The sequence below is a fragment of the Aeromonas sp. QDB56 genome, assembly GCF_027705505.1.
GTDB lineage: Bacteria > Pseudomonadota > Gammaproteobacteria > Enterobacterales > Aeromonadaceae > Aeromonas > Aeromonas caviae.
The window spans coordinates 1-5,055 of record NZ_JAPDBZ010000198.1 but is presented as its reverse complement, the minus strand read 5'-3'; the positions used below and the strand labels follow the sequence as shown (position 1 = coordinate 5,055).

Sequence of the window (5,055 nt, the reverse complement as noted above, 5' to 3'; positions counted from 1 at the left end):
AGGCAGCCTGTCAAGGTATTCGAAGAGTACCGTCAGGCGGCATAGGCGAGTGTCGCACTTCGAAGTTGAATTCGCGGATAACGAGCTGCAGGCGTTGACTCAGAAGCTGGAGAAGGCCCGCGCCCTGAAGCAAGGCATGATGCAGCAACTGCTGACCGGCAAAATTCGCCTGCCGCTGGCGGCGGGGGCATAGACGGGGGCATAAGTGCAGCCCAACCGGATGACCGCCTCTGCCGCGAACCTGGCCACCGAGCCACCCAGCGCCGGATTTGCTTGACTGTTGCGTGACTGGGGCGGTTGTTAATTGGCGCGATAGATGTTTATCTATCTGAAAAGAAAGAGATACTTTTATTGTGAGTTGCTTGATGGCGTGCACAGCGGCCACCCGCATACGAAAAGCGAGTGGGGTCATCGTTGGCGTGTTTATCAAGCGTTGGGTATCGCAGGAGCTAGCCACCCATGGCCTATGACTATAGCCAGAGCCTGAATCCGCAGAAGGCGCTGATATTCCGGATCGTGCATCGGGATAACCTGGAATGGATCCTGACCCATGGCCTGTGGGCGGGGAATGGTCAGCAGCAAAGCCCGCACTGGGTGCATATCGGGTTGCCGGAGCTGATTGCCAAGCGCGCGCGCCATCCGGTGCCGCTGGCTCCTTACGGCGTGTTGAATGACTATGTGCCCTTCTACTTCACGCCGTTTTCTCCCATGCTCAGCAATATTCACTCCGGGCGCGGTGTTCCCCGGCGTGAAAATGATGAAATCCTGATCCTGGTTTCCAGCCTGCATCGCATGGCTGAACTGGGGCTACCGTTTGTGTTTACCGATAGCCATGCCTATTACCAGTGGGCCAATTTCTATGTCGACCTTGGCGATCTGGGGCGGATTGACTGGCCACTGTTGCAGCGCCGTGATTTCAAGCGTGATGCGGACGATTTGAGCAAGCTGGAACGCTATCAGGCCGAGGCCTTGATCCATCAACATTGCCCCATCGAGGCGTTGCTGGGCGTGGTGTGTTACAACGAAGAAATAAAGAACAGCGTGGAACAATGCATGAATCGGGTGGGGGTCGCGCGCCCCGTCTATGTCCGTGATGGGTGGTATTTCAGATGATTCGATATACAACAGGCAATCTGCTGGATGCTCCGGTGGAAGCGCTGGTGAATACCGTCAACACCGTCGGTGTCATGGGCAAGGGGATCGCCTTGATGTTCAAGGAGCGGTTCCCGGCCAATATGCGCGCCTATGCCGAGGCGTGCAAACAGGGTGATGTCGTCACCGGCAAGATGTTTATTACCCAGACGGGTGAGCTGCTGGGGCCGCGCTGGATCGTGAATTTTCCGACCAAACAGCACTGGCGCAATCCGGCACAGATGGCGTGGATCCAGGATGGTTTGCAGGATCTACGGGCCTGGTTACAGGCGCAGCAGGTCTCTTCGATTGCCATTCCGCCGCTGGGGGCTGGCAACGGTGGTCTGCCTTGGCCAGAGGTCAAACAGGCGATTGAAACGGCACTGGGCGATCTGGATATCGATATCCTGCTCTATGAGCCCAGTAGCCAATACCAAAATGTGGCCAAGCGGGGCGGGGTGGCGGAGCTGACTCCGGCTCGGGCCTTGATTGCTGAACTGGTACGCCGCTACTGGTTTTTAGGAATGGAGTGCAGCTTGCTGGAGATCCAGAAACTGGCCTGGTTTCTGGCTCGGGTCATTGGCCGTAACCCGCTGGGGGATCCGCTGCAGTTGCAGTTTAAGGCCCATCGTTATGGCCCTTATGCCAACAATCTGACCCATCTGCTCAATGCGATGGACGGCAGTTATCTGCAGTCCGACAAGCGCATTCCGGATAGCAAGCCGTTTGATGTCATCTGGTTTAATGAGGCCAAAAAACAAGAGCTTGCCGTTTATCTCCAGACCGAGGCCAAAGCATTTTTACCGATACTGGAGCAGACGACCGCGTTAATCGATGGTTTTGAGTCGCCCTATGGCATGGAGTTATTGGCCACGGTCGATTGGTTGATCGCCGAAGAGGGCTGTGCGCCGACGCTGAGCGCGCTGCGAGAGGGGTTGCATCGCTGGCCAGCGGGAACCCCGTGGGGTGAGCGCAAGGCGCGGCTGTTTGATGATCGCAGTCTGCAGATCGCCTTGACCCGTTTGCAGCAGGGGTTGGTGTAACGAAGTGGGTATAACGAATAAGAGCGGCTGCGCGGTTGTCGTGGCAGCTTGAGAGAATAACAGGGATAGAGAGCATGATTTCAGTTGGCCAACGGGAGCGGGCAACCCAGAACCGCGTGATCCATCTTTTCGAGCAGAAGCTGGGCTATCGCTATCTGGGGGATTGGCATAAGCGGGAGAACAACCGGAATGTCGAGCCCGAACTGCTGACCGCTTGGCTGGTGGGGCGGGGCGTGGACGCGGCGCTGATCCCCAAGGTACTCAGGCAACTGGATCGGGCAGCGAGCCTGGGCGAAGGGCGCATCCTCTATGACGCCAACAAGGAGGTCTATCGCCTGCTGCGTTATGGCGTGAAGGAAAAAGTAGGGGCAGGCGAGCAAAACCAGACCGTCTGGCTTGTTGACTGGACTAATCCGCAGGCCAACGACTTTGCCCTTGCCGAAGAGGTCACGGTCAAAGGCGAGCATAAGAAACGGCCGGATCTGGTGCTCTATGTCAACGGCATTGCCCTTGGCGTCATTGAGCTCAAGCGCTCTACCGTCTCTGTCTCTGAAGGTATCCACCAGAACCTGGATAACCAGAAGAAGGATTTTATCCGTAACTTCTTCACCACCATGCAGTTGGTGATGGCGGGCAACGACACCCAAGGGGTGCGCTACGGCACTATCGAAACCCACGAGAAATACTATCTGGAGTGGAAAGAGCCAGCCGATCCAATCCATTCCGACCATGTCGATCTGCCGAGTGCCAATCTGCTGGACCAGCATCTGGCACAGTTGTGCAGTAAGGCGCGCTTTCTGGAGCTGATCCACGACTTTATCGTGTTTGATGCGGGCACCAAGAAAACCTGCCGCCATAACCAGTATTTCGGCATCCGTGCCGCCAAGGCTTATATCCGCCGCCGGGATGGCGGCATCATCTGGCACACCCAAGGCAGCGGCAAGAGCCTGACCATGGTCTGGATGGCCAAGTGGATCCGCGAAAATGTGACCGACAGCCGGGTGCTCATCATCACCGACCGCACTGAACTCGATGAGCAGATCGAGAAGGTATTCAGTGGGGTGGAAGAGGAGATCCTGCGCACCAAGAGCGGTGCCGATCTGGTGACCCGTCTGCATGCCCATAACCCTTGGCTTATCTGCTCGCTGGTACACAAGTTCGGTCGCACGCCAGAAGGCGAGTCGGATGACGAAGATGATGGCAGCTCGGATGATTTTATTGCTGATATGCGCCGCAGCTTGCCCTCGGACTTCAGCCCCAAGGGGCAGCTGTTTGTGTTTGTCGATGAGTGCCACCGCACTCAGTCCGGCAAGCTGCATGGGGCGATGAAGAGCCTGTTGCCAGAGGCGCTGTTTATCGGTTTTACCGGCACACCGCTGATGAAGCAGGACAAAAAAAAGTCCATCGAGGTCTTTGGCCCCTACATTCACACCTACAAGTTCAACGAGGCGGTGAGTGATGGCGTGGTGCTGGATCTGCGCTACGAGGCGCGGGATATCGATCAGCGGGTCAAATCCCAGAAAAAAGTGGATGAGTGGTTCGATACCAAGACCAAGGATCTCTCGCGGCTGGGCAAGCAGCAGCTTAAACAGAAGTGGGCCTCAATGCAGAAGCTGCTCTCCAGTCGTTCGCGGCTGGAGCAGATAGTGGCCGATATTCTGCTCGACTTCGAGCGCAAGCCCCGGCTGGCCGATGGTCGTGGCAATGCCATGCTGGTCTGCGCCAGCGTCTATCAAGCCTGCAAAAGTTACGAGATGTTCAGCCAGGCCGGTTTTGCTGGCAAGTGCGCCATCGTCACCAGTTACCAACCCAATGCCAGCGAGATCAAGGGCGAGGAGACGGGCGAGGGGCTGACGGAGAAGCTGGCCAAGTACAACATCTATCGCAAGATGCTGGCCGACTATTTCGAGCAGCCGGAGGATGAGGCGGCTAAGCGGGTCGAAGAGTTTGAAAAACTGGTCAAGCAGCGTTTTATCAAAGAGCCGGGCCAGATGCGTCTGCTCATTGTCGTGGATAAGCTGCTGACCGGTTTTGATGCCCCCTCTGCCACCTACCTCTATATCGACAAGAAGATGGCTGATCACAACCTGTTCCAGGCCATCTGCCGGGTGAATCGTCTGGATGGTGACGACAAGGAGTACGGCTACATCATCGATTACAAAGACCTGTTCAAGTCGCTGGAGAAGACGGTCAACGACTATACGGCCGAGGCCTTCGCAGGCTATGACAAGGAGGATGTGGCCGGGCTGCTCAAGGATCGACTGGCCCAGGCCAAAGAGGATCTGGATAACGCTCTGGAAGCCGTCCGTGCCTTGTGTGAGCCGGTGAAGGCGCCCAAGTCGCAACTCGATTATCAGCATTATTTCTGTTGTGAGCCGGGAGCCGATGAAGAGACGTTGAGCGAGAAAGAGGCATTGCGGCTGACCCTCTATCAGTTGGTGGCCAAGTTGATCCGCGCCTTTACCAATCTGGCGGGTGAGCTGGAGGAGGCGGGTTACAGCGCCTCGCAGGCCGCCTCGATTAAGCAGGAGGTCGAACACTTCGCCAAGGTCCGGGATGAGATCAAGCTGGCCAGTGGTGATCTGGTGGATATGAAGCAGTTCGAGCCGGGCATGCGCCAGATGCTGGATCTGTGGGTGGATGCCGATCCCAGCGAGACGCTGATGGACTTTGAGGAGCTGGGGCTGCTGGAGCTCATTATCCAGCGCGGCCCCGAGGCGCTGGATGGGTTGCCCAAGGAGATGCGCGACAATCAGGAGTCGATGGCCGAGGCGATTGAAAACAACGTGCGCCGGACCATCGTCGATGGGCCTTGTTGCACAATTCCAAAGCAGGACAGCAGTCTCTCAGGCGCCGATTTCGCTCAGTTGACCTGTTGTCG

The 5,055-nt window shown here is 57.0% G+C and carries 4 protein-coding genes; all 4 read left to right on the top strand.

Features of this window, described 5'->3' with window-relative positions; translation table 11 throughout:
• A partial coding sequence (locus OKB81_RS19285) for a hypothetical protein (RefSeq protein ID WP_270667097.1) occupies window positions 1–193 on the top strand: 193 nt, incomplete at its 5' end.
• 266 nt (window positions 194–459) lie between these two features.
• Window positions 460–1,113, top strand: coding sequence for a type II toxin-antitoxin system toxin DNA ADP-ribosyl transferase DarT (gene darT / locus OKB81_RS19280; protein WP_005331300.1), 654 nt, complete (start codon window positions 460–462; stop codon window positions 1,111–1,113).
• Window positions 1,110–2,174 (top strand): type II toxin-antitoxin system antitoxin DNA ADP-ribosyl glycohydrolase DarG, encoded by a 1,065-nt coding sequence (gene darG, locus OKB81_RS19275; protein WP_041206015.1) that lies wholly within the window; start codon window positions 1,110–1,112, stop codon window positions 2,172–2,174. Before darT ends, darG begins: the two co-directional genes overlap by 4 nt.
• Before the next feature lie 74 nt (window positions 2,175–2,248).
• The coding region (locus OKB81_RS19270) for a type I restriction endonuclease subunit R (RefSeq protein WP_270805378.1) at window positions 2,249–5,055 on the top strand (2,807 nt) is incomplete at its 3' end.

What these genes read in the sequence shown, in the direction of transcription:
- darT (WP_005331300.1), top strand. Translation starts at nt 460, where the DNA reads ATGGCCTATGACTATAGCCAGAGCCTGAATCCGCAGAAGGCGCTGATA.
- darG (WP_041206015.1), top strand. Translation starts at nt 1,110, where the DNA reads ATGATTCGATATACAACAGGCAATCTGCTGGATGCTCCGGTGGAAGCG.